This window comes from Bacillus sp. ChL18 (assembly GCF_026241425.1).
Taxonomy (GTDB): Bacteria; Bacillota; Bacilli; order Bacillales; family Bacillaceae; genus Bacillus; species Bacillus velezensis.
In genome coordinates this window covers 1,700,011-1,724,644 of sequence record NZ_JAPHWE010000001.1, presented here as the reverse complement: position 1 = coordinate 1,724,644, position 24,634 = coordinate 1,700,011, and the positions used below count along the sequence as shown (strand labels likewise).

Sequence of the window (24,634 nt, the reverse complement as noted above, 5' to 3'; positions counted from 1 at the left end):
CTTTTTTCAATTTTGAGAAATCGAAAATATTTTCAGAACTTGTCTCATATGATGATGGAAGAACGAGAGACAAGGAGAGACACCATGAATCGATTTGTGAAAGGGATCATTCTTTTATCCATCGCCGCCTTTTTCGCGGAATGTCTGGAATTTGTCGTGAATATGATACTGGCGCGGGAGCTTGGCGAGCATGGGATGGGACTTTACATGAGCATTCTGCCCACCATTTTTTTAATTATCGTCATCGCCAGTCTGGAGCTTCCGATCTCCATTTCAAAATTCATCGCGGAATCCAATCAGAAGCTGCATGAAAGCATGCTCCGGCATGCCTTCAGAATGACCGCCGTTTTTACCGCGTTTTCAACCGCGGCCGCAAGCATCGCGCTGCCGTTCATTCCTGTATTCGATACGTATCACCCGTTTATTAAAGGGATTGTCATCGGGCTGATTCCAGTCGTCGCTTTTACATCCATCGCCAGAGGTTATTTTATGGGTGTGCAGCAAATGGGAAAAATCGCGGTTGCGCATGTCTTGAAAAAAATCATTCAAGTGCTTTGTCTGTTTATCTTTTTTCAATGGTACTCTTTTGAAATTGATATGGCCGTGCTCATTTCGTTATTTGTGCTGGTCGCAAGCGATGTCGTGGTGTTCGTTTACTTGTATACGCAGTTTATTTTGGCGCGGAGGGCGCTTTCCGGCCATCAGCACATTCATCTTCGCGGGAAAGACGTGCGGAAACGCCTCCTGGCCGTATCCATCCCGACAACGGGACTTCGTATATTTCATGCGGTGACAAACGCAATTGAACCCTTCTTGGTTAAAGGAGCGCTGCTGGCGTCCGGGGCAGCCGGGACAGCCGCGATTGATCAATACGGCATGCTTGCCGGTGTAGCAATGACAATCGGTTCGTTTCCCGCATTTATCGCCCATTCGCTGATGGTCGTCATGATTCCCAGCATTTCAGAAGCGTATGCGCTGTCCCAATATGATATTGTGCTGAAACGGCTGAGACAAGCGATTTTTATTACATTCGGCTACGGCATTCCGGCAGTCTGGGTCATGTTTCAGTTCGCGGGCCCGCTGACCCATTTGTTTTTTCAGTCTCCGGAAGCGCAGTATTATTTGCAGCTTTTGTGGCCGTTTTTTCTTTTTCATCTGTTTGTGATGCCGCTTCAGGCCTGTCTGATCGGTATCGGCCACGTGAAAACGGCGTTTTATCATAACGTATGGAGCAGCATTGTGGGGCTTTCGATGATGTATGTGCTCGGTTCTATGCCGGAATTGCAAATGCTCGGCATTATACTCGGCATGAATACCGGCATGATTCTTCTGACAAGTTTACATTACGCGACGATCTGCAAAGACCTCGGTGTCTCCGTGTTTTTGACGGGCGGCGGAAGAACAGCGCCCCGGATCGAAAGCTGAAAAGGCTGATACATTTCAATAAGGAAGGGCAAGCTATCCGAAACGCGTGAAAGGAAGATCATATGCATAAAAACCGCCTAATTGTATGTGCAGTCCTTTTGATAGCTGCCGCCGTCTGGATGCCTGAAGCAAAAGCCTCATCAGAAAAACAGGCAGTTCCCGCCGTGTTTCTGATGAAGACGATTGAAGGAGACGAGATATCGATTCCGAATAAAGGGCGGAAAACGATATTGCATTTTTGGACATCGTGGTGTCCGCCGTGCAAAAAAGAACTGCCGCAGTTCCAAACGTATTTTGAACAGCATCAGTCCGATGATGTAAGCCTTGTAACGGTAAATTTGATGAATGCCGAGCGAAATAAAAATACCGTTCAAAACTTTGTCAGTCAGCACCATCTCACATTCCCGATTGTTCTTGACACGAAAGGCGAGCTTATGAAGGAATACGATGTCATGACGATTCCCACGTCATTTCTGCTGAATGAAAAAGGAGAAATCGAAAAAAAGATCGTCGGTCCGATGACCGCCTCACAATTAAAAGAATGGTCAGAGAAATAAAAAGGTGCGGGAGGAATTCCTCCCGCACCTTTTTTGCATATAATGAACAGCTGAAGAAACACTAATGATAATTATTATCAAAAAGAAATTAAAACAATTACAATTGAAATCTTCCGCCGGCATGCTATAATAAAGAAAACACTGCGATAACACTGTGAAAATGCTGCCTGTCAGGCGGCTGTTTTGCTTTTATCGGGGAATTGAAGATGATTTGCGTTCTCAATTAGAGAGGAGAATTCATAATGAATGAACAAGTGATGACACAAACCCATTCACAACAGCACATACAAGAAGAGCGGGCCGGAAAAAAGTGGCTCCAGCATGCAGAACTCATTGCGGCGCTCGTATCCGGCGTCCTTATTCTTGCGGCCTGGTTTTTTACCGAAACAAAAGGCCTGTCCGTCACTTTGTATATCCTTGCCTTCCTGATCGGGGGATTTGCAAAAGCGAAAGAGGGAATTGAGGATACCATTGAGACGAAGGCGTTAAATGTGGAACTGCTGATGATTTTTGCGGCTGTCGGCTCCGCCCTGATCGGTTATTGGGCTGAAGGCGCTGTTCTTATCTTTATTTTTTCGTTAAGCGGCGCGCTCGAAACATATACGATGAATAAAAGCAGCCGTGATTTAACATCTTTAATGAAACTGGAACCGGAGGAAGCGACACTGCTTGCGGACGGACGGGAAAAGCGGGTGCCGGCTGCTGAACTTAAGATCGGTGACATGATCGTCATTAAGCCGGGCGAACGCGTAGCAGCAGACGGGATCATTGAGTCTGGCGTGACGAGCCTCGATGAATCGGCGCTGACGGGTGAAGCGATGCCGGCGGAAAAAACAGCAGGAGATTCTGTGTTTACAGGAACGGTAAACGGAAACGGCTCCTTAACGGTCCGTGTGACGAAAACAAATGAACAGTCTTTATTCAGAAAAATCATCCGGCTGGTGGAATCAGCCCAAAACAGCGTGTCACCGGCTCAGGCATTTATTGAACGATTCGAAAGTGTCTATGTAAAAGGCGTGCTGTTAGCCGTGGCTTTGCTTTTATTCATTCCTCATTTCGCTTTAGCCTGGAGCTGGAGTGAAACCTTTTACAGGGCGATGGTGTTTATGGTGGTCGCCTCCCCGTGCGCGCTTGTCGCTTCTATTATGCCCGCTGCGCTTTCCCTTATCTCAAATGGGGCCCGCAACGGATTATTGGTTAAAGGAAGTGTGTTTTTAGAGCAGCTGGGAAGCGTCCGGATGATCGCTTTTGACAAAACCGGCACGGTAACAAAGGGACAGCCGGCAGTCGCGGCATTTCAAGCTGCGGAACATGTGAGTGAAGATGAGATCATGCAGGCGGTGTATGCGATGGAAAAGCAATCAAGCCACCCGCTTGCAAAAGCGATAGCTGAATTTGCCGAAAGCCGGGGCGCCGCGCCCGCAGGACATCTATCGATTGACGAGACGTCCGGATTCGGTGTTCAGGCTGAAATAGAAGGCGTCAAATGGATGGTCGGAAAAGCGGGGTTTGCAGGTGAAGATGCGGCAGATGCTTTTTTGCAGACATCGGGAAAAGAATTAAAGGATAAAGGTTTTACACGGGTCTTTGTTAAAAAAGATGACCGGATTGCGGGCTGCTTCGCCTTAAAGGATCAAATCCGACCTGAAGCCAAAGCCGTGATGGCTGAGCTTGAATCACTGGGCATTCAAACAGCCATGCTCACCGGCGATCAGTCTGAAACTGCGGCTGCCATTGCAAAAGAGGCGGGCATGACGACGGTTGTTGCCGATTGTCTGCCGGACCAAAAGGCAAAGGAAGTGAAGAAGCTGAAAGAAACGTACGGCACAATCGCCATGGTGGGGGACGGCATTAATGACGCGCCCGCTCTGAAAACCGCTGACGTCGGTATTGCGATGGGCGGGGGAACGGACGTGGCTCTTGAAACGGCTGACTTAGTCCTTATGAAAAATGATCTTCACAAGCTTGTGAAAATGTGCAGACTCTCAAGGAAAATGAACCGGATTATTAAGCAGAATATTGTTTTCTCGCTCGCGGTCATCTGCCTTTTGATCTGCGCTAACTTTCTGCAGGTGATGGAACTGCCGTTTGGTGTGATCGGGCATGAGGGGAGCACGATTCTGGTCATACTGAACGGACTGAGATTATTAAAATAAACATGACAGCCGCACATCGGGCGGCTGTTTTTTTAATGTTCGTTCACAGCATAAACGCCGGAAAACTGATAGAATGAATAAAGAGTCACTTTGGTAAGGAGGAAAAGCAAAAAATGAACAGATTAGAACGTGTTTCATCTTGGCTGAAAAAAGAAGGACATGATGCGGCATTTATACATACAAAGGAAAACGTATTTTATTTAACTGATTTTTACACAGATCCGCATGAGCGGTTAATGGGATTGTTCCTGTTTCAGGAACAGGAGCCGTTTTTCGTTTGTCCGGGAATGGAAGCCGGACAAGCCCGCAGCACCGGGTGGGAGCATGGTATTATCGGCTACAGCGATCACGAAGATCCGTGGGAGCTGATCAAAGCCGAGCTCACAAAACGAAATGTGCGGCTTGATTCCATCGCGGTTGAAAAGGATTCGATCTCTCTTTCCCGCTCAGAACAGCTCAAACAAGCTTCAGGGGGCGCGGCATTTGTTTCGGCAGAAGAAACGCTAAACCAATTCCGTCTCGTGAAAGATGAGAAGGAAATCAGCATTCTCAGGGAAGCGGCAAAACTCGCGGATTACGGAGTTGAAGTCGGTGTCGCGGCGCTTAAAGAGGGTGTGAGTGAAACGGAAGTACTCGCGCAGATTGAGTTTGAGCTGAAGAAAAAAGGTGTGCAGGGCATGTCATTTTCAACGATGGTGCTGTTCGGGGAAAAATCAGGCCAGCCCCATGGGAATCCGGGTGCAGACCGGTTGAAAAAAGGCGATTTCGTTCTGTTTGATCTGGGCGTTATTATTGACGGCTACTGTTCAGACATTACGAGAACATTCGCATACCAATCAATCAGCCCGAAACAGGAAGAGATTTACGAAACGGTGCTTAAAGCTGAACAGGCGGCGCTTCAATTAAGCAAACCAGGTGTCAGAATCGGCGATCTTGATTTAAAAGCCCGCGGCATTATTGAAAAAGCCGGATACGGAGACTATTTCCCGCACCGCCTCGGCCACGGACTCGGGATTTCGGTTCACGAATATCCATCAATGAGCAGCGCGAACGACACACTCCTCAAAGAAGGCATGGTCTACACGATAGAACCGGGGATTTACGTGCCGGATGTCGGCGGCGTGCGTATTGAAGACGATGTGTTCGTCACAAAAGACGGCGCCGAAGCATTAACGCAGTATCCGAAAGAATTAACGATTCTGAAATAGAAAGCTTTGTGATAAAAAAGGACGGTTCTGGAACGCAGCGTCCTTTTTTATCACCTTTTAAATGAAAAAATCATCAAAATGCTGAAATGGTTTGATTTCATGCTTTTCATTCAGGGGCCGCAGGGCAAGGTAACTGCCGCCGAGTATGGCCAGACACAAACCGATTAAGCAAAGAATCCCCATCGCTGTTCTTCTCCTTTCAAACGAATAGGATGTATCTGTTTCTAGCTTACTGTATGAAACGCATTCCAGATCAAGGGAAAAAAAGAAAGGGGGGACGCAATGGCTACGATCAGAGACATTGCCGGCGCTGCCGGGGTTTCTGTTACAACGGTATCAAGAGTTTTAAACGATCATCCTTATGTAAGTAAGGACAAAAGAGAAAGAGTGAAAAAAGCGATGCAATCGCTCGGATATACGCGCAACATTCATGCTGTGCATTTATCCAAAGGTTTTTCCGATATGATCGGCGTTGTGCTTCCGTCGGTGAATCTTCCGTATTTTGCAGACCTTGTTGCAGGTATTGCCGAGGCTGCCGAAGCGTCAGGCGTGCATCTTTCTTTATACCAGACAGATTATCAGCAGCAAAAAGAATGTTTTGCCTTATCACAATTACAGGAGCGCCAAGTGGACGGCCTGATTATCTGCTCCAAAGCAATTCCTGATGAGCATCTGCTTACCGTGAAAGAACCTCTCATCCTCTGCCAGTACACTGATGCGGCAGGACTTTCCTCCATCAGTAATCCGCATCGGGAAGCATTTCGGCACGGTCTGGATTATCTGATAGAAAAGGGACACCGGAAAATAGCGATCAGCCTGGCCAGAAAAAAGGGAAAAAACAGTCAAGTCCGCATTGCCGCATACAAAGAGGCGCTGAATAAGACCGGGCAGCCTTACAGAGAAGAGCTGGTTGTGGAAAAGGCGCTGACGCTGCTTGACGGGAAAGCCCTTTTTCATAGATGGAAGAGCTGGGATGACAAACCGACTGCGCTGTTTGCGGCGAATGATCAAGTATCCGCAGGTCTTTACCTTGAAGCCAAGGCAAATGGGACACGCATCCCGGAAGAGCTTGCGATTTTGAGCATCGACAATCATGATATCAGCAAGATGTTAGGTATTTCCACAATAGATATACAAACAAAAGAAATGGGAAATCAGGCTTTTCACATGCTTGAGAACCGGATCAGCGGCGGGCCTCCGGCAAGGAAAGTTCTTGATTACCGCCTTATTGAACGATCAACCGTCTAAAAAAAGAATTGACGCGCTTTCCGTTCGTTTTGTACGATATGATGTATTGAATGACAAAGGAGCTGAGGATCATGAAGGGGTCCTTTACAGTTGAAAAGGTATTAAATAACAATGTGCTCATCGCAACACATGATAGATACAATGAGGTCGTCTTAATCGGAAAAGGGATCGGCTTTGGAAAAAAACAAGCGGATGTCATTGAAGATAAAGGGTATGACAAGATGTTCATCTTAAAGGATGAAAAAGAACAAAAACAATTTAAAAAGCTCCTCGGTTATGTGGACGAGACACTTGTCGACATCTCCAATGACGTCATTTATCATATCAAGAAGCGGACAAGCCAACCGTTAAATGAGCACATCCATATTGCGCTGACTGACCATATCGCCTTTGCGGTAAAGCGGCTGAAGCAGGGTTTTGACATTAAAAACCCGTTTCTCATGGAAACCGAAACGCTTTATCCGGAAGAATTCCAAATTGCCCGTGAAGTCGTCGGCATGATTAATGAAAAGACGGGAATCTGCCTTCCGGAAGGAGAGATCGGCTTTATCGCTCTGCATATCCACTCCGCCCTGAGTAATCGGCCCCTTTCAGAGGTCAATCAGCATTCACAGCTGATGTCCCGGCTCGTTCAGGTGATTGAGGAATCTTTCCAGATGAAAGTGAATAAAGAAAGCGTCCACTATTTGCGGCTGATCCGGCATATCAGATTTACCATAGACAGGATTAATCGGGAAGAGCAGACAAAAGAACCAGAAAAGTTAATGTTATTATTGAAAAATGAATACCCGCTATGCTACAATACTGCTTGGAAACTGATAAAAATCTTGCAGCAAATACTGAAAAAACCAGTTCATGAGGCGGAAGCGGTTTATCTCACGCTTCATTTGTACCGATTAACCAATAAAATTTCATAATTTCAGTTGAAACCTTAAAAACGTGTCACTGATTCGATCAGGCATGAGTGATTGAGGGTAAAAAACGGGAAGAACGATCCCGTTATTTTGCACACCCTTTTTACTCATGCCTTTTTTGTTGTGTAAAAGGGCAAATGTAAACGGTTAAACTGAAGACTTGCGCCAGTGAATTCGTTGTCATGAATTTTCGCTGTAAGGTCACACTAGCTAACAGAGGAGGTACATCTTTTATGTTTAAAGCATTATTCGGCGTTCTCCAGAAAATCGGCCGTGCTCTTATGCTTCCGGTTGCGATTTTACCGGCTGCGGGGATCTTGCTTGCGTTAGGGAATGCCATGCAGAACAAAGATATGATTCAAGTCATGCATTTCTTAAGCAATGATAACGTTCAGCTTGTGGCGAACGTTATGGAAAGCGCCGGCCAAATCGTATTTGACAACCTGCCGCTTCTTTTTGCAGTAGGGGTTGCGATCGGTCTTGCCAACGGAGACGGTGTTGCCGGAATCGCGGCTATTATCGGATACTTGGTCATGAACGTATCCATGAGCGCCGTGCTTATGGCAAACGGCAGTATTCCGTCTGACAAAATTGAACGGGCAAAGTTTTTTGCGGAAAACCATCCGGCCTATATTAACATGCTGGGGATACCCACTTTGGCGACGGGCGTGTTCGGCGGTATTATCGTCGGGGTTCTGGCCGCGTTATTGTTCAACAAGTTTTATAAAATTGAACTTCCGCAGTACCTCGGATTCTTTGCGGGTAAGCGGTTCGTCCCGATTATCACATCAATTTCCGCATTAATTCTCGGTCTTATTATGTTAGTGATCTGGCCTCCGATCCAGCACGGTCTGAATTCCTTCTCCACGGGTCTTGTGGAAGCGAATCCAACCTTGGCGGCCTTTATTTTCGGGATGATTGAGCGGTCATTGATTCCGTTCGGTCTTCATCACATTTTCTACTCGCCGTTCTGGTATGAATTTTTCAGCTATAAAGATGCCGCCGGAGACATCATCCGCGGAGATCAGCGGATTTTCATGGCTCAGATCAAAGACGGCGTACAGCTGACGGCGGGAACATTTATGACGGGGAAATATCCGTTTATGATGTTCGGTCTTCCGGCGGCAGCGCTTGCAATCTATCATGAAGCGAAGCCTGAAAAGAAAAAACTTGTAGCCGGAATCATGGGTTCTGCCGCTCTGACAAGTTTCTTAACGGGAATTACCGAGCCGCTTGAATTCTCATTCTTGTTTGTGGCTCCTATCCTGTTTGCGATTCACTGCGTATTCGCGGGACTTTCCTTTATGGTCATGCAGCTGCTGCATGTAAAAATCGGTATGACCTTCTCAGGCGGTCTGATTGACTACTTCCTGTTCGGAATTCTGCCTAACCGGACGGCTTGGTGGCTTGTCATTCCGGTCGGCTTAGGATTAGCCGTCATTTACTACTTCGGTTTCCGGTTTGCGATCAGAAAGTTCAATCTGAAAACGCCGGGCCGTGAAGAAGAGGCTGCGGATGAAGGTGCGGGCGCCTCAGGCGAAGCCGGCGACCTTCCTTATGAAATCCTGCAGGCAATGGGTGATCAGGAAAACATTAAGCACCTTGACGCTTGTATCACGAGACTCCGCGTTACGGTCAACGACCAGAAGAAAGTGGATAAGGCCCGTTTGAAACAGCTTGGCGCCTCAGGCGTTCTTGAAGTCGGAAACAACATTCAGGCCATTTTCGGCCCGCGTTCTGACGGTTTAAAAACACAGATGCAGGATATTATCGCCGGACGCACGCCGCGCCCTGAACCGAAAGTATCTGCGCAAGAAGAAGTCAGCCAGCAGGTTGAAGAGGTTATCGCAGATCCGCTCCGAAACGAGCAGGGTGAAGAAGTGTTCGCTTCTCCGATCACCGGCGAAATCCATCCGATTTCCGATGTGCCTGACCAGGTGTTCTCAGGAAAAATGATGGGTGACGGTTTTGCGATTCTTCCTGAAGAAGGAATCGTCGTATCGCCTGTCCGTGGAAAAGTGCTGAATGTTTTTCCGACAAAACATGCGATCGGCCTTCAGTCTGACGGCGGAAGAGAGATCCTCATTCATTTCGGAATCGACACAGTCAGTCTGAAAGGCGAAGGATTCACTTCTTTTGTTTCTGAGGGTGACCGGGTTGAACCGGGGCAAAAGCTGCTTGAAGTTGATCTTGAAGCGGTTAAACCTCATGTTCCTTCATTAATGACACCGATTGTCTTTACAAATCTTGCCGAGGGTGAAGCGATTTCCCTTTCGGCCGAAGGTACCGTAAAACGGGAACAAAAAGATATTGTGAAAATCGGAAAATAAGCATATAAATACGCCGTGCTTGTCAGATGACAAGTACGGCTGTATGATATAATATTGTGTAGTAAAATAGCTTTAATTTAAAGGAGAATGATAATCATGGCACAAAAAACATTTAAAGTAACAGCAGATTCCGGAATCCACGCTCGTCCTGCGACAGTTCTTGTACAGACTGCAAGCAAATACGATGCTGACGTAAACTTAGAATATAACGGCAAAACAGTAAACCTTAAGTCAATCATGGGCGTTATGTCTCTAGGTATTGCTAAAGGCGCTGAAATCACAATTTCCGCTTCAGGCGCTGACGAAAACGATGCTCTTAACGCTTTAGAAGAAACAATGAAAAGCGAAGGACTCGGCGAGTAATGCAAGAATTAAAAGGAATAGGCGCTTCAGCCGGAATTGCGATTGCGAAAGCATACCGGCTTGAAGAGCCGGACTTAACGGTTGAAAAGAAAAACATTGCTGATGCTGCGGCTGAAGTAAGCCGTTTTGATGAAGCGATTGTACGTTCTAAAGAAGAGCTTGAAAAAATTAAAGAGCATGCTTTAAAAGAACTGGGACAAGATAAAGCTGACATTTTCTCCGCGCACCTTTTAGTTCTGAGTGATCCTGAGCTGTTGAACCCGGTAAAGGAGAAAATCAGCGCAGATTCAGTCAATGCTGAATTCGCTTTGAAAGAAACAGCTTCCATGTTCGTTACTATGTTTGAATCAATGGATAACGAATACATGAAAGAGCGTGCGGCGGATATCCGCGACGTAACAAAACGTGTGACGGGGCACCTGCTGGGCGTGGAAATTCCGAACCCGAGCATGATCTCAGAAGAGGTTGTTATCGTGGCTGAAGATTTGACACCGTCTGATACGGCGCAATTAAACCGCCAGTTTGTAAAAGGTTTTACAACTGATATCGGCGGACGCACTTCACACTCCGCGATCATGGCCCGTTCGCTTGAAATTCCGGCTGTCGTCGGCACAAAAGCGGCTACAGGGACAATTGAAAACGGTGTTACGGTAATCGTAGACGGCATCGATGGTGATGTAATCATCGATCCTTCCAGTGAAACGTTAAAGAAATATGAAGAAAAGCACAGTGCTTACCTGGCGCAAAAAGCTGAGTGGGCGAAGCTCGTCAATGAACCGACTGTTTCAAAAGACGGCCATCATGTAGAGCTTGCCGCAAACATCGGCACCCCGGATGATGTAAAAGGCGTTCTTGAAAACGGAGGAGAAGCTGTAGGGCTTTACCGTACGGAATTCCTTTACATGGGACGCGACCAGCTTCCGACGGAAGACGAGCAGTTTGACGCTTATAAAACGGTTCTTGAGCGTATGGAAGGAAAATCAGTTGTCGTTCGGACATTGGATATCGGCGGCGACAAAGAGCTTCCTTACCTGCAGCTCCCTAAAGAAATGAACCCGTTCTTAGGCTACAGAGCCATCCGCCTTTGCCTTGAAGAGCAAGAAATCTTCAGAACTCAGCTTCGTGCGCTGCTTCGTGCAAGTACATACGGAAACTTAAAAATCATGTTCCCGATGATTGCGACAGTAAACGAGTTTAAACAGGCGAAAGCGATTCTTCTCGAAGAAAAAGAAAAACTCGTCGAAGCCGGCGTAGCGGTTTCTGACGATATTGAAGTCGGTATGATGGTAGAGATTCCGTCTACAGCCGTTATCGCAGATCAGTTTGCCGCAGAAGTAGACTTCTTCAGTATCGGAACAAATGACTTGATCCAATACACGATGGCTGCTGACCGCATGAACGAGCGCGTAGCTTATCTGTATCAGCCATACAATCCGGCGATTCTCCGTCTGGTCACCCTTGTTATTGAAGCCGCTCACAAAGAGGGCAAATGGGTCGGCATGTGCGGAGAAATGGCGGGAGACGAAATTGCGATTCCGATTCTTCTCGGCTTAGGCTTAGATGAGTTCTCGATGAGCGCTACATCCATCCTTCCGGCAAGAACGCAGATCAGCAAGCTTTCTAAAAAAGAAGCTGAATCATTCAAAGAAACAATCTTGTCTATGAGCACGACAGAAGAGGTTGTCGCATTCGTTAAAGAAACATTCAATAAGTAATACAACAGCCAGACGGTGTAAGCCGTCTGGTTTTTTCATATTCGGAAAAAAAGGGGGAACAATAACTTTCAACAGGAGGGATTATCATGACAAAATCATTTGCAGCGGGGGATACGGTCTATGTGATTTACCGCAATCCGCATGCCGCTAATGTTGCCCATATTAAAGAGGCGGAGATCGTCCATCACCCGTATCACGAGGGAGAATTGTCTCTGTTTTTATACGAAACCTATCATCCGCTGGCCGAAGATGACGCGGTCTTTTCGACATATGAGGAAGCGGAAGCACTTTACAGCGAGCTTTTTGAAGAAGACCGATATCATTGATCAAAGGAAATGTTTACAACGCATATTCACTCTCTTTTGAACGGAAAGTAACAACATGAGAATATGTAAAGGGAGTGTCTGTCTATGCTGAAGCCGTTTGTGCCCCAGCTTGTTTATATTGAACCGAGAGCGCTCGAATACCCGTTAGGACAAGAGCTGAAGAATAAGTTTGAAAACATGGGGCTTGAGATCAGAGAAACGACATCGCATAATCAAGTCCGGAATATTCCGGGGAAAAATCACTTGCAGCAATACCGGAACGCGAAATCAACATTGGTAATCGGCGTCCGGAAAACACTGAAATTCGATTCTTCAAAGCCGTCCGCCGAATATGCCATTCCGTTTGCGACGGGCTGTATGGGGCATTGCCACTATTGCTACCTGCAGACGACGATGGGGTCAAAGCCTTACATCCGGACATATGTCAATGTGGAAGAGATTCTGGATCAGGCTGATGAGTATATGAAAGAACGGGCGCCGGAATTTACAAGATTTGAAGCCTCTTGTACGTCTGATATCGTAGGAATCGATCATCTGACACATACATTAAAAAGAGCCATTGAACATTTCGGACAAAGCGAATTGGGACAGCTCAGATTCGTGACTAAATTTCACCACGTCGATCATTTGCTTGATGCAAAACATAACGGAAAGACAAGGTTCAGATTCAGCATCAATGCGGACTATGTCATTAAAAACTTTGAACCGGGAACTTCTCCGCTCGACAAACGGGTAGAAGCCGCCGTCAAAGTCGCTAAAGCGGGCTATCCGCTCGGTTTCATCGTGGCGCCGATTTATATTCACGATGGCTGGGAGGAAGGCTATAAGGAACTGTTTGAGAAACTTGATGCGGCGCTTGATGAAGACGTTCGGCATGACATCACATTTGAACTGATCCAGCACCGTTTTACAAAACCGGCCAAACGGGTGATTGAGAAGAACTATCCGAAAACAAAGCTTGAGCTTGATGAAGAAAAGCGCAGATACAAATGGGGACGCTACGGAATCGGCAAGTATATATACCAAAAAGACGAAGAACATGACTTAAGGGAAACACTCGAATCTTATATCGAAACCTATTTTCCGAAAGCGAAAATCGAATATTTTACGTAAGGGGAGCTGTCAATACGACGGCTCTTTTTTTGCCGCTTCAAATGGCGGAAATGTTTGATATTTATTTCAAGGTTTATTCATTTTCTTGGCCGAAAGACCGATATAACTCTCAGGAGGGGATGGTTATGTTTAAAAAAATGCATATCAAAATTGCTGTGTTTGTATCGGCAATGCTTATTGTAACGGTTGTTTTTTTAACGGTTTCTTCATATTTGACATTAAAGCCGATGATGACGGAGGAAGCAAAACGTACGACAGAGAATGTCACCAATTCACTCGGTCAGAACATTGAGCTTCAGCTGAAAAATGATGAGACCGTATTAATGAGATTAGCAGGCGGTGAATTGTCCCGGTCTTTTCTATCAGATGGGAAGAAAGAAACCGCGCGGCTTTTTAACGATGAGTTAAAACAGATCGGACAGAATGACAAATATGTCGCGCTTGCGTACGTCGGAACCGCAAACAAACAAATGTTTACATATCCAAAGGCCGATTTTGCCAAAGACTATGATCCGACAAATAGAACGTGGTATAAGATGGCGGCTGAAAAACCCGATAAGGTTGTCTGGACTGACCCTTATAAAGATGCAGTGACGGGAGACATGATCGTGACGGCGTCAAAAGCTATTCAAAACAGCGGAACCGTCGTCGGGGTGGCGAGCTTAGATCTGAAGCTGTCCTCCATTCAGAGCATGGTCAATGAGCAAAAGGTTCCGTATAAAGGATTTGCCTTTTTAGCGGATGAAAATGGCTCTCTTCTGGCGCATCCGGAAAAACAGGGGAAAAATATTTCGGAAGATCAGACGTTAAAAGACATCACTGCGGATAAAGAAGGTATCAAAGAGCTGCGGGGGAACATGGTCGTCTACCAAACGGTAAAAGAAACAGGGTGGAAAGTCGGAACGCAGTTTGAAAAAGATCAGCTGATGGGAGTAGCCGACAAAATGAACACGGTGAGCATTTTTATGTCACTGATCGCCCTTGTGATTACGATCGGACTCAGCTATTTCCTAGCAAAAACGATAACCGGGCCGATTCAGCAGCTGATCGCCAAAACAAATTCAGTCTCAGCGGGAGATTTAACCGTCCACGCCCAGACGAAATCAAAAGATGAAGTAGGCGAGTTAACAAAAGACTTTAACCAAATGGTTGAAAATATGAAAGAGATGGTCGAACAGGTCAAAGCCTCTTCGGAAAATGTGTCCGATACATCTGACCAATTAACCGTCATTTCACAAGAAACAAATGAAACGAGCGGACAAATCGCAAAAGCGATAGAGGAAGTCGCCGCCGGAGCGACAGAGCAAGCGTCAGAGGTTGAGACGATCAACGAAAAATCAGAAAATCTCTCGGTCAAAATAAAAGGAATCGCAGATCGCGCAGGCAGCATAAAACAACTCTCAAAATCTTCAGAGGATGCCAGCTACAAAGGACTGGACGCGCTCGGGCAGCTGCTGATGAAGTCAAACGAAGCCAATTCAGAAACGAAAAAAGTAGAGGCAATGCTGAATGACCTGGAAGAACAAACGAAAAACATAGAAGAAGTCGTGACGGCAATATCCGCCATTTCAGACCAGACGAACCTCTTGGCGCTGAATGCGAGCATTGAAGCCGCAAGAGCGGGAGAAAGCGGACGGGGCTTTGCCGTCGTCGCGGAAGAAGTCCGCAAGCTTGCTGAACAATCAGCTCTTTCTTCCGGCCATATCAGTGAGACGGTCCGTCTGATTCAATCTGAGACAAAAGAAGCGTCACACGCGATGATTGAGGCAAGCAGAATGAATGATGAACAAAACAGCGCAATTCATGAAACGGGTGAGGTCCTCAATCTGATTACGACGGAAATGCAGTCTCTTGTTCAAGGTATAGATCATATTTACAATGACATTCAAAAAATGAGTGAAGAACAAGCCGCGATTCAAGAAGCGATTCAAAGCATCTCCGCCATTTCTCAAGAATCTGCGGCAGCGGCGGAAGAAGTGAATGCTTCTACTGATGAACAGCTCGTTACGCTTGAAAAAGTGAAGCAATCGACTGATATGTTAAAGAGCGCAAGCGAAGATCTGATCAGCGCCATTTCTAAATTCACCTTGTAACGCGGTCTCTATCAGCCTATAATATGGTAATATAGACATGGAAGAATAATATTATGAATCGCATCAGGGGAGGAAAGCGCAGTGAACAAAACGGTCGGATTTATCGGTTTGGGCGTCATGGGAAACAGTATGGCATCGCACATTTTAGAAGCGGGCTATCCTGTTTTAGTCTACACGCGTACGAAACAAAAAGCGGAAGAGATTCTGAATAAGGGAGCGGTCTGGCAGGAGACGGTCAAAGACCTTTCAGAGAAAGCTGACATTATTATTACCATGGTCGGCTATCCGAGTGATGTCGAGGAAATCTATCTCGGCGAAAACGGCATTCTCCGCCACGCAAAAGAAGGGGCGTTTGTCATTGACATGACGACATCAAAACCGTCTCTGGCGAAAAAGATTGCGGAGCAGGCCAAAGAAAAGTCCATTCACGCCTTGGATGCACCCGTTTCCGGCGGAGACATCGGCGCGAGGAACGGAACGCTTGCCATTATGGCCGGAGGAGAAAAAGAAGCGTTTGAAGCATGCCTGCCGCTTTTCTCCGTTATGGGGGAAAACATTCAGTATCAAGGGCCGGCTGGCAGCGGCCAGCATACGAAAATGTGCAATCAGATCGCGATTGCAGCGGGAATGGTCGGAGTGGCTGAAGCGATGGCTTACGCTGAAAAATCCGGTCTGAACCCGGAACAAGTGCTGAAAAGCATTACAACCGGAGCGGCTGGCAGCTGGTCATTGTCCAACCTCGCTCCCCGTATGCTGAAAGGCGATTTTGCACCGGGATTCTACGTGAAACACTTTATTAAAGACATGGGCATTGCCCTTGAAGAAGCGGAGCTCATGGGAGAAGAGATGCCCGGATTGGCGCTCGCCAAATCATTATACGACAAGCTTTCCGCGCAAGGAGAAGAAAACAGCGGGACTCAAAGTATTTATAAGCTTTGGGTGAAATAAAAAAGATTGCCCGAACGGACTATTTTATGGATGCCGAGGAAGAGAAGGCTTACGGTATTGTTGATGGTGTTTTGTAAACAATGATCTGCAAACCTTGTATTCTTAGAGCCTTTAATGAAGACAGGAACTTAGCAGGATAATGTATTAACGTGTATCCGTTTATAATGCTCTACTGTGAATAATTTGGAAAATCCCCCTCGTTTGTTTGACGCAGACTGTCTATTATAAATCAAAAGGGGGATTTCCGAATAATGATTAGGATTAATACAACTTTTCCAACAGTAGGATGTATCATGTTTGATTCAACTATGAATTCGAGTAACCCAAATGTACATAGCAATAAATCGAGTTCGTATTCCCGCAATTCAAACCTAATAATTGGGCATCCGAAATTGAAACTCTACAGATTAGCCTTCTAGCAAAACTGAAAAATAAAAGAGGATGTATCGTAAAAAATTCAAGAGATTTACGAAAACATCCTCGATTCAGAGACTTCATCATTACATGTTGTTTTTTGAGAATTCCAGATGAAATCAACGTTAAACCCATTTGTTAATAATATGAATTTTAATGTTGTACAGTAATATAGTGTTTCAGTTCTCCTCTATGGGTTTGATTTCCCCAAGTCAATGCTACCACCACATCATACTTGCCTGCTGGAATATTTTTTGTCAAGAAGCTCACTTTAAAACTGCGAATATTACGGCCATTAACATATATGTCTTTGACTACATCTCTTTTTTTATTGACAAGAAGAACATTAACACCCTTGTTTACCTCAGCATATCTTGTAGACACAGTACCTGTTACGACAATAGAAGTAGCGTGTTTTGAGTAAGTATTAGCATCTGTTTGGAATTTAATTGCTCCTTTTGAAGTCATGGCTAACGCTTCTGAACTGTTTGAGAAAATCCCGAATGTCAATAGAGCAACTGTGAATAGTGTCATTACAATTTTTTTCAATTTAAACTTCCTCTCTCCATTCATTTAGAAACCCATTCAATATATTACTAAATTTTGAAAAATTATTCAACAGAAAATAGGTAAATTCTACTTTTTATTAAATAAAGTATTACTAAAGAAGCAAAGGCTAACAAAACCAATTTAATCATCACGTTTAAGATTTTACAAAAAAGCTCCCAGCACTTATGTGCCGGGAGCTTTAAAATTTATAAATTTATAAAGTGTCAGGCCCTTCTTCGCCCGTACGGATGTTGATTGTATTGGGAACTTCGAAAATTAAGATTTTGCCGTCACCGCGTTCACGGGTTTTGAGCACTTTTTGCGCCGTCTCAGCCACTTTTTCGACAGACAAAAGATTGCCCGCAGGGGCAATCTTTTTTATTATTTATTTTCCGATGAATTGCTGTGTCCAGATGTTTCCTGATTCTACGTAACCGACACCGATTTGAGTGAACTCAGGATTCATGATGTTCTTTCTGTGGCCTTCACTGTTCATCCAAGCTTTAACGACAGCTTCAGGAGTCGGCTGTCCTTTGGCGATATTTTCACCGGCAGTTTTATAAGTGATTCCGAAAGACTTCATCATATCGAAAGGTGAGCCGTAAGTAGGGCTTTGGTGATCGAAATAGTTTTTGTCTTTCATATCTTGTGATTTTGCGTGAGCTGATTTGCTTAATTTTTCATCAATCTGCAGAGGTTTTAAGCCTTGCTTTTGTCTCTCTGCATTTGTCAATTCAACGACTTTCTTTTCATACGCACTGACAGATGAAGGAGTTTTCTCGCTGCTGTTGTTTGTGTTATCTGTCTGCTTTGCATTGTCAGCCGTCTGGTTTTGATCGGCTTTCGGTTTTTCGGCAGCTGCCGGAGCCGTTTTTGCCGGTGTTTCTTTTTGAACGTCTTTAACTGTCATGTCAGAATGCTTTGCGTGTTTTTGCAGCAGCTGAGTCAGCTCTTTCTCATTTTTAACGTTCAGCTTTTTCACGCTCGTTTTCATATGTAGTTTTTCAACAGCCTCTTGAAGAGTCAGATGCTGTACAGTGTTTCCTTTTTTCACGGTAACGACGTGCTGGCATGACAGCTCTTTGGCAGATGCCTGCTGAATGCCTCCGAATGTAATCAAACTGACTGCCGCGGCGGCAGATAAGAGAAATGCTTTTTTCATAGTTAATAGCCTCCCAGAGAAGTTTTTTTCTACATGAAAAATCTTATCACAGCTTTTTTGTCATATTGCAGGCAGCCATTTCCTTTGACAACAAACTCTTGTCATAATTGTAATTGAGCGCAGAAAAATGGCTCTATACCGGGAAAAACGATCTGTATTTATTTTTTAAAACCCGTTACATCTCTTCAAATTATTTGAAGTGTTAGATATATTTTAAGATAATTTGATCTTGACAGTTTTTTTTACCCGTTTTCGCTGTAACAACTTTTACAAAAATGTTACAATTAAAATCTGTTTATGTAAATATATTCAATGATTTGAGAGGTGTAACAGAAAGTGGCTGAAGTTGCGCGCGAACCAAAGAAAAAAACGAAACGTTACAGAGCGCTGAGAATGAATCTCTATTTTTTGATTGTTTTTCTTCTCTTTACGGCACTGATTTTTAAACTCGGCATCGTCCAGATTGTCGAAGGGGATAAACACCGCCAGGATGCGGAGAAGGCAAATGCAAAAACCGCCTATTATCCGACACCGCGGGGAAAGATGTATGACAAGCGGAATAGGGTGGCGGTTGATAACCAGGCTGTGCCTGAAATTGTATATGTATCCACCTCAAAAACCTCGGCAAAGGACAAATTGAAAACGGCAAAAAATCTCGCCGCACTGATTCATATTGATACTGAATTTATGAAGGATCGAAATATCATTGATTACTGGCTTGCCGCACATCCGAAGAAGGCGGAAAAGCTTATGAAGGATTCAGAAAACAGCCTGAAACCGCAAGAAGTATACAAACGCCAGATTGAACGCGTCCCAAAGCAGGAGATTGACGCGATCAAAAAAAATAAAAAAGAGCTGGAAGTCGCGGCGATTTATACGCGTTTTTCAAGCGGCAACGCCTATCAGCCGCAAGTCGTCAAATCAATGGACCCGAATAAGCTGAACGGAAACGGAAACAGCGGTTCACTGCTTGACGAGCATGACAACAATAAGCAAAAACCAAAAAGCGACCTGACATATGAAGAAGTTTCCGTCGTATCCGAGCACCTGAAAGAGCTCCCCGGCATTGACGTGATCAATGACTGGACGCGTAAATATCCGTATGACAAAACGCTGTACTCTCTGTTCGGCGGTGTAACGACACCGGAACAGGGATTGTTAGGCGAACGGAAAGATTACTATGTCACAAGAGGCTACTCACTGAATGACCGGGTGGGAAAAAGCTACATTGAATATCAGTATGAAGACTATTTAAACGCACATAAAGAAAAAGTAGAGTATGTGGAAAACAGCAAAGGTGAAGTCGTCAGTCAAAAGCCCGTCGATGAAGGCAGCAGAGGCTACGATCTGCAGCTCTCGCTCGATATGGAATTACAGTCGAAAGTCGAAAAAGTCATTGAAAAAGAGCTGAGAAGAAGCCGCGCTGCAGGCAACTATATGGTTGACAGAGGATTTGCCGTCATGATGGATCCGAACAACGGGGATATTCTCTCAATGGCGGGGAAACGCATTGAGCTCGAAACGAATAAAACACAGGATTTTGCGATCGGAGCATTTACGACCCAATATGAGATGGGCTCTTCTGTTAAAGGAGCGACTGTTCTCGCAGGTTACCAAAGCGGCCTCCCGCATTATAAAACGTTTGTCGATGCACCGCTTGTATTTAAAGGCGACACGAAAAAACAATCGTGGACACAAATGGGAGCTATTACTGAGCTGACCGCGCTGCAAAGAAGTTCAAACGTATATATGTTTCATGTGGCCATGCATATTGCGGGCATTACTTACGTCCCGCACGGCACGCTGCCTGCCGGATTAGACGATATTAAAAAAATGCGCAACTACTACGCCCAATTCGGCCTGGGTGTGAAAACCGGGATTGATCTTCCGCAGGAATCAGCGGGCATGCAGTCAAATCCGCAAATGGTCGGGGGATTGCTGCTTGACTTTGCGATCGGACAGTTTGATACGTATACGCCGCTTCAAATGGCTCAATATATTTCAGCCATCGCAAACGGCGGGTATCGCGTCCAGCCGCGGATCGTCACAAGCATTCATGAACCGGACAGCAAAAACAAGATTGGAAAAGCGATTGAACAGCGAGATAGTAAAATTTTGAACAAAGTAAATAACAGCCCGAGCGATTTTGACCAAGTTCATAAAGGGATGAAATTGGTTACAAGCTCACCTCAAGGAACGGCTTATTCAACATTCCAGGGATCCGGCGCTGATGTTTCCGGAAAAACGGGAACCGCGCAGACGCGCTATTACGGCACGAACAAAAACTGGTGGGGGAAAGACACGTATAACCTGACCTTTGTCGGCTATTATCCATCAGAACATCCACGAGTGGCATTCAGCGTCGTCGTTCCGTCTGTTCAGGATGATCACGATCATGTCAGCAAAAACATTGCCAAAGGAGCAATTGACGCTTACAAAGAGCTTGAAAAGAAATACAATAAAAAATAACAAATGAAAGGGCGGCCGAACATCTCGTGCGCCCTTTCTTTCATTCAGGAAAATTGACGTTCACAATAAGAATAGAAGGAGAATGCTTATTTTTTAGCGAATCAATCTAGTGGAATTTCTTTTTATATCAGTCCGTGTCCAGCCTGCAGTGCGAGTATAATGCAAAGGAGGGATTCTGTGGAACAGGATACTCAGCATGTCAAACAGTTTCAATCGAAAACCGATCTTCATGCCGTTTTGACGTCTAACGGGCGTATTATGTATATTTCTGCAAACTGCAAATCGTACTTCAGTTATTCTCAGGAAGAGATGATCGGGTCATTTCTCAAAACGTTCCTGCATGAAGAAGATCAATTTTTGGTTGAAAGTTACTTCTACAATGAGCATCATTTAATGCCTTGCACCTTTCGTCTTATTAAAAAAGATCATACCATCGTATGGCTTGAAGCGGGTGTGGAAATTGTCACACCGCAAATGGAGGGGACGGATCGGGAAATCATCCTCAAAATCAAGGTGCTTGAGGAGAAGACGCCCCGCCGGCCTTATATGTATGAACAAAAGAAGCAAAAGGCAGAACAACAGTCGGAAGATGCGGTAGGAAACGGCGAATTCGAGCGTCTTGTTGAAATGCTGCCGAATCCTTTATATGTCAGCATCAACGGCACAATCGCCTACGCCAACAACGCGATGCTTGCCATGCTGGGAGCTGAAAGCAAAGACGAGGTAATCGGCAGGCGCTCTTATGAGTTTATTGAAGAAGAGTATCACGACATTGTGAAAAACCGAATTGTGCGGATGCAAAAAGGAATGGAAGTCGGAATGATCGAACAGACGTGGAGAAGGCTCGACGGCACGCCCGTTCATTTAGAAGTAAAGGCGGCACCGACGACATATAAAAATCAGCGGGCGGAATTGCTGCTTCTGATTGATATTTCTTCACGGAAAAAATTCCAAACGATTCTGCAAAAAAGCAGAGAGCGTTATCAGCTCCTCATTCAGAATTCAATTGATACGATCGCCGTGATTCACAATGATAAATGGGTATTCATGAATGAGTCGGGCATTTCGCTGTTTGAGGCTGAAACATATGAAGATTTAATTGGGAAAAACGTCTATGATCAGCTTCATCCCTGTGATCATGACGGCGTGAAACAGCGGATCCAAAATATTATCAACCGAAAGACCGAGTCAGAAATTATTAAGCAATCATGGTTTACCTTTAAAAACCGGCTGATCTACACGGAAATGGTCTGCATTCCGACGACGTTTTTCGGAGAAACGGCCGTACAGGTCATTCTGCGTGACATTTCTGAGCGGAAGCAGACGGAGGAATTAATGCTGAAGTCGGAAAAGCTGTCTATCGCAGGGCAGCTGGCGGCGGGAATCGCTCACGAAATCCGCAATCCGCTGACGGCGATCAAAGGATTTTTACAGCTCATGAAGCCGACGATGGAGGAAAACGAACATTACTTTGAAATTGTGTTTTCTGAACTGAGCAGAATCGAATTAATTTTAAGTGAGCTTTTAATGCTTGCCAAACCTCAGCAAAACGCCGTGAAAGAGCGTGTAAACTTAAAGAAAATTATAAGTGAAGTGACCGCTCTTTTAGAGACGCAGGCAAATCTTAAAGGGATTTTTATCAAAACGGATTACGAACATGACAGCATGTATATTAACGGTGATCAAAATCAGCTGAAACAGGTGTTTATCAATCTGATTAAAAATGCCGTTGAGTCGATGCCGGATGGGGGAACGGTTCACATCATCATGACAGAAGATGAGTATTCCGTTAATGTGACGGTGAAAGACGAGGGTGACGGGATACCGGAAGACGTGCTGAAACGAATAGGCGAACCGTTTTTGACAACGAAAGAAAAAGGAACCGGCCTAGGGCTGATGGTCACATTCAACCTTATTAAAAACCACCAGGGAGCTATCCAAGTAGACAGCAAACCGGATAGAGGCACCGCCTTTCATATTACATTCCCGAAACAATAAAAAACAACGGCGTTATGCCGTTGTTTAAATAGTCTGCATGGATTCTCTCGTTTTTAAAATAAATGCTTCCAGCCGGTCCAAGCCTTCTCTCAATGTATCCAGTGAATATGCGAATGACAGCCTCACATACCCTTCACCCAACTTTGAAAACGAGCTGCCGGGCACAAGAGCCACACCTGCATCCTCTAAAAGAGCCATACTAAAATCAAACGATGACATTCCGAATGACTTAATGGAAGGGAAGATATAAAATGCGCCTGACGGCTTTACGACGTCAAGCCCCATTGAAACTAGACGGTCATATACATAGTCAAGCCGCTTTTTATACTGTTCTCTCATAATAAGCGCATCATCAACACCGTTTGTCACCGCTTCAAGAGCCGCTTTCTGAGAGATTGAAGACGCGCATGTCACACTGTATTGGTGAACTTTTAAGATGTGCTTGGCAATTTCTTTCGGTGCGAAAATGAAACCGATTCTCCAGCCCGTCATGCTGTGTGATTTTGACAGGCCGTTGATGACGATCGTCTGGTCTCTCAAATAAGACGCGATCGAATAATGCGGTCTGTCATAGGTTAATTCGCTGTAAATCTCATCAGACAGGACAAAAACATTTCTGCCCTTCAGGACGGCCGCGATGTTTTGCAGCTCTTCCTCAGACAATGTCACTCCGGTCGGATTTGACGGATAAGGAAGAATGACGCATTTTGTTTTTGGTGTCAGCGATTCTTCAATGAGCCGCGCCGTCAGCTTAAATCCGTGTGTCGTCGTATCCACATGAACCGGAACGGCGCCCGACATGCGGATGATCGGTTCGTAGCCCGGATATATCGGTCCGGGGAGAATAACTTCATCGCCCGGAGATAAAATCGTCCGCAAAGACGCGTCAATCGCTTGGCTTGCCCCGGTTGTGACGATGATTTCAGTTTCAGCTTCATAATTCAAATCAGCTTTTTTCTTCATATAAAGCTGTACGGCCTGTCTCAGCTCAAGGCCGCCCGCATTCGGAGTATATGCCGTTGCGTTCTCGTCGATTGCCTTTTTGGCAGCCGCTTTGACATGGTGCGGCGTGAAGAAATCCGGCTGACCGATCGTAAGCGAAATGACATTGTCGTGCTGAGCTACAAGATTTGAGAATTTGCGAATTCCTGAAATTTCAATTTCTTTTACATTCGGATTAAGCAAATGTTCCATAATTCATCACCTTATACTATATATTGAGTTTATCCTATTTTACCACTAGCTGAGCATTTGTCATCTTTTTATTGAACTATCCCGAGTATATGTCCGATATGTGAAAACATACCTTCTTTCAGAAAAAAATAAGACAACCAGCTGAAATGATTGTCTTCATTGTATCATGATCTATCTATTGTGATATGTGGCGAATGTCATTAATACCCGTATTCAAAGCTGACGTCTTCCCGCCATAAGATGTATGGAGCGGGCTTGTCGGGACGCTCTTTCGCCTCTTTTTTCATTTGCAGGTAAGCCGTTTTGCTGATATCTTCTAACACCGTCATTTGATCTTGGTCGAATATGACTACTGTACCCATTTATTACACCCTTCTTCCTGAAAAATCCTTGACTATTTTACCACTCGATGTCAAAAAGTCAATGGGATATCAGAAAAAAGCATTTTTTTA

At 45.1% G+C, this 24,634-nt stretch carries 19 protein-coding genes and 2 pseudogenes; 15 read left to right on the top strand and 6 right to left on the bottom strand.

All coding sequences use genetic code 11. The features are described from left to right. Positions 1–84 precede the first annotated feature (84 nt). The 4 genes from OQ477_RS08335 (at position 85) to OQ477_RS08320 (ending at position 5,346) form a co-directional block, all read left to right on the top strand. A complete protein-coding gene (locus OQ477_RS08335; protein ID WP_088462218.1) occupies positions 85–1,425 on the top strand; it encodes a polysaccharide biosynthesis protein in 1,341 nt (446 codons plus the stop codon). A 62-nt stretch (positions 1,426–1,487) separates the two neighbouring features. Next, positions 1,488–1,982: an endospore biogenesis thiol-disulfide oxidoreductase StoA gene (gene stoA / locus OQ477_RS08330; protein WP_088462217.1), complete on the top strand. Its 495-nt coding sequence runs from the start codon at positions 1,488–1,490 to the stop codon at positions 1,980–1,982. A 242-nt stretch (positions 1,983–2,224) separates the two neighbouring features. After that, positions 2,225–4,138, top strand: coding sequence for a heavy metal translocating P-type ATPase (locus OQ477_RS08325; protein ID WP_265972063.1), 1,914 nt, complete (start codon positions 2,225–2,227; stop codon positions 4,136–4,138). A gap of 113 nt (positions 4,139–4,251) precedes the next feature. Then, positions 4,252–5,346: a M24 family metallopeptidase gene (locus tag OQ477_RS08320; protein WP_265972061.1), complete on the top strand. Its 1,095-nt coding sequence runs from the start codon at positions 4,252–4,254 to the stop codon at positions 5,344–5,346. 57 nt (positions 5,347–5,403) lie between these two features. On the opposite strand, the gene OQ477_RS08315 is transcribed toward OQ477_RS08320, so the two are convergent. Further along, positions 5,404–5,529: a hypothetical protein gene (locus OQ477_RS08315; RefSeq protein WP_257720512.1), complete on the bottom strand. Its 126-nt coding sequence runs from the start codon at positions 5,527–5,529 to the stop codon at positions 5,404–5,406. A gap of 99 nt (positions 5,530–5,628) precedes the next feature. On the opposite strand from OQ477_RS08315, the gene OQ477_RS08310 reads away from it, so the two are divergent. The 9 genes from OQ477_RS08310 to OQ477_RS08270 all read left to right on the top strand — a co-directional run bounded on the left by OQ477_RS08310 (position 5,629) and on the right by OQ477_RS08270 (position 16,396). Next, entirely contained in the window at positions 5,629–6,594 is a 966-nt protein-coding gene (locus OQ477_RS08310) for a LacI family DNA-binding transcriptional regulator (protein ID WP_265972059.1), read from the top strand. Positions 6,595–6,644: 50 nt separating this feature from the next. Beyond that, complete coding sequence (glcT, locus tag OQ477_RS08305) at positions 6,645–7,511, top strand: glucose PTS transporter transcription antiterminator GlcT (RefSeq protein WP_265972057.1); 867 nt, start codon at positions 6,645–6,647, stop codon at positions 7,509–7,511. A 230-nt stretch (positions 7,512–7,741) separates the two neighbouring features. Beyond that, positions 7,742–9,838: a glucose-specific PTS transporter subunit IIBC gene (gene ptsG, locus OQ477_RS08300; RefSeq protein ID WP_265972055.1), complete on the top strand. Its 2,097-nt coding sequence runs from the start codon at positions 7,742–7,744 to the stop codon at positions 9,836–9,838. 96 nt (positions 9,839–9,934) lie between these two features. Beyond that, entirely contained in the window at positions 9,935–10,201 is a 267-nt protein-coding gene (locus tag OQ477_RS08295) for a phosphocarrier protein HPr (RefSeq protein ID WP_003154654.1), read from the top strand. After that, positions 10,201–11,916 (top strand): phosphoenolpyruvate--protein phosphotransferase, encoded by a 1,716-nt coding sequence (gene ptsP, locus OQ477_RS08290; RefSeq protein ID WP_038457837.1) that lies wholly within the window; start codon positions 10,201–10,203, stop codon positions 11,914–11,916. The genes OQ477_RS08295 and ptsP overlap by 1 nt, the downstream gene beginning before the upstream one ends. 86 nt (positions 11,917–12,002) lie before the next feature. After that, complete coding sequence (locus OQ477_RS08285) at positions 12,003–12,242, top strand: transcriptional regulator SplA domain-containing protein (protein ID WP_003154646.1); 240 nt, start codon at positions 12,003–12,005, stop codon at positions 12,240–12,242. Positions 12,243–12,326: 84 nt separating this feature from the next. After that, the gene (splB, locus tag OQ477_RS08280; RefSeq protein WP_265972053.1) at positions 12,327–13,355 is read left to right on the top strand and encodes a spore photoproduct lyase; all 1,029 of its coding nucleotides are present in this window, start codon (positions 12,327–12,329) and stop codon (positions 13,353–13,355) included. A gap of 125 nt (positions 13,356–13,480) precedes the next feature. Beyond that, positions 13,481–15,448: a methyl-accepting chemotaxis protein gene (locus OQ477_RS08275; protein ID WP_265972039.1), complete on the top strand. Its 1,968-nt coding sequence runs from the start codon at positions 13,481–13,483 to the stop codon at positions 15,446–15,448. Between the two features lie 81 nt (positions 15,449–15,529). Beyond that, positions 15,530–16,396: an NAD(P)-dependent oxidoreductase gene (locus OQ477_RS08270; protein ID WP_015239752.1), complete on the top strand. Its 867-nt coding sequence runs from the start codon at positions 15,530–15,532 to the stop codon at positions 16,394–16,396. 567 nt (positions 16,397–16,963) lie between these two features. Here the strand turns inward: OQ477_RS08270 and OQ477_RS08265 are convergent. The 3 genes and pseudogenes from OQ477_RS08265 to OQ477_RS08255 all read right to left on the bottom strand — a co-directional run bounded on the left by OQ477_RS08265 (position 16,964) and on the right by OQ477_RS08255 (position 18,521). Next, complete coding sequence (locus OQ477_RS08265) at positions 16,964–17,359, bottom strand: hypothetical protein (RefSeq protein WP_083061815.1); 396 nt, start codon at positions 17,357–17,359, stop codon at positions 16,964–16,966. Positions 17,360–17,573: 214 nt separating this feature from the next. Further along, positions 17,574–17,699: pseudogene (locus OQ477_RS08260) on the bottom strand (P-II family nitrogen regulator); the annotation flags it as partial. A gap of 45 nt (positions 17,700–17,744) precedes the next feature. Continuing rightward, a complete protein-coding gene (locus OQ477_RS08255) occupies positions 17,745–18,521 on the bottom strand; it encodes a CAP domain-containing protein (RefSeq protein WP_014417601.1) in 777 nt (258 codons plus the stop codon). 336 nt (positions 18,522–18,857) lie between these two features. On the opposite strand from OQ477_RS08255, the gene OQ477_RS08250 reads away from it, so the two are divergent. Continuing rightward, a complete protein-coding gene (locus OQ477_RS08250; protein WP_265972036.1) occupies positions 18,858–20,990 on the top strand; it encodes a peptidoglycan D,D-transpeptidase FtsI family protein in 2,133 nt (710 codons plus the stop codon). A 177-nt stretch (positions 20,991–21,167) separates the two neighbouring features. Next, positions 21,168–22,988, top strand: coding sequence for a PAS domain-containing protein (locus OQ477_RS08245; protein WP_265972035.1), 1,821 nt, complete (start codon positions 21,168–21,170; stop codon positions 22,986–22,988). Here the strand turns inward: OQ477_RS08245 and OQ477_RS08240 are convergent. Next, positions 22,969–24,182 (bottom strand): annotated as a pseudogene (locus OQ477_RS08240) (aminotransferase A). The gene OQ477_RS08245 and the pseudogene OQ477_RS08240 overlap by 20 nt on opposite strands. Positions 24,183–24,382: 200 nt before the next feature. Continuing rightward, positions 24,383–24,544, bottom strand: coding sequence for a hypothetical protein (locus OQ477_RS08235; protein ID WP_007409608.1), 162 nt, complete (start codon positions 24,542–24,544; stop codon positions 24,383–24,385). Positions 24,545–24,634 lie beyond the last annotated feature (90 nt).

What these genes read in the sequence shown, in the direction of transcription:
- OQ477_RS08335 (WP_088462218.1), top strand. Translation starts at nt 85, where the DNA reads ATGAATCGATTTGTGAAAGGGATCATTCTTTTATCCATCGCCGCCTTT.
- stoA (WP_088462217.1), top strand. Translation starts at nt 1,488, where the DNA reads ATGCATAAAAACCGCCTAATTGTATGTGCAGTCCTTTTGATAGCTGCC.
- OQ477_RS08325 (WP_265972063.1), top strand. Translation starts at nt 2,225, where the DNA reads ATGAATGAACAAGTGATGACACAAACCCATTCACAACAGCACATACAA.
- OQ477_RS08320 (WP_265972061.1), top strand. Translation starts at nt 4,252, where the DNA reads ATGAACAGATTAGAACGTGTTTCATCTTGGCTGAAAAAAGAAGGACAT.
- OQ477_RS08315 (WP_257720512.1), bottom strand. Translation starts at nt 5,529, where the DNA reads ATGGGGATTCTTTGCTTAATCGGTTTGTGTCTGGCCATACTCGGCGGC.
- OQ477_RS08310 (WP_265972059.1), top strand. Translation starts at nt 5,629, where the DNA reads ATGGCTACGATCAGAGACATTGCCGGCGCTGCCGGGGTTTCTGTTACA.
- glcT (WP_265972057.1), top strand. Translation starts at nt 6,645, where the DNA reads ATGACAAAGGAGCTGAGGATCATGAAGGGGTCCTTTACAGTTGAAAAG.
- ptsG (WP_265972055.1), top strand. Translation starts at nt 7,742, where the DNA reads ATGTTTAAAGCATTATTCGGCGTTCTCCAGAAAATCGGCCGTGCTCTT.
- OQ477_RS08295 (WP_003154654.1), top strand. Translation starts at nt 9,935, where the DNA reads ATGGCACAAAAAACATTTAAAGTAACAGCAGATTCCGGAATCCACGCT.
- ptsP (WP_038457837.1), top strand. Translation starts at nt 10,201, where the DNA reads ATGCAAGAATTAAAAGGAATAGGCGCTTCAGCCGGAATTGCGATTGCG.
- OQ477_RS08285 (WP_003154646.1), top strand. Translation starts at nt 12,003, where the DNA reads ATGACAAAATCATTTGCAGCGGGGGATACGGTCTATGTGATTTACCGC.
- splB (WP_265972053.1), top strand. Translation starts at nt 12,327, where the DNA reads ATGCTGAAGCCGTTTGTGCCCCAGCTTGTTTATATTGAACCGAGAGCG.
- OQ477_RS08275 (WP_265972039.1), top strand. Translation starts at nt 13,481, where the DNA reads ATGTTTAAAAAAATGCATATCAAAATTGCTGTGTTTGTATCGGCAATG.
- OQ477_RS08255 (WP_014417601.1), bottom strand. Translation starts at nt 18,521, where the DNA reads ATGAAAAAAGCATTTCTCTTATCTGCCGCCGCGGCAGTCAGTTTGATT.
- OQ477_RS08235 (WP_007409608.1), bottom strand. Translation starts at nt 24,544, where the DNA reads ATGGGTACAGTAGTCATATTCGACCAAGATCAAATGACGGTGTTAGAA.